1 protein-coding gene is annotated in these 246 nt (G+C 56.1%); it reads left to right on the top strand.

Annotated features, from left to right (window positions below):
• Positions 1-52: 52 nt before the first annotated feature.
• On the top strand, positions 53-246 hold a 194-nt coding region (locus H4J77_RS19700; RefSeq protein WP_182250163.1), incomplete at its 3' end, for an IS3 family transposase.

Below are 246 nucleotides of genomic sequence, written 5' to 3'. Positions count from 1 at the left end.
CATTTCCCGTAGCGCGTTTCGGTATCAAGCCAGAGCCAGGAACGATCATGCCTTGAGAGCGAGGCTCCGAGAGCTTGCTGCGCAGCAGTCAGCCTATGGCTATCTGTTTCTGCACAGTATGTTGAAGACCGAGGGCTTGGTGATCAACCGCAAGCGAACGTACCGGATATATACCGAGGAAAAACTGCAGGTACGCACCAGGCGACGTAAGAAGCTGCAGCGCCCCCGGCAACCACTTGAAGTCCC

It is taken from the genome of Pseudomonas sp. 5Ae-yellow (genome assembly GCF_014077575.1).
GTDB lineage: Bacteria > Pseudomonadota > Gammaproteobacteria > Pseudomonadales > Pseudomonadaceae > Halopseudomonas > Halopseudomonas neustonica.
This window is presented reverse-complemented; position numbering and strand designations above follow the sequence as displayed.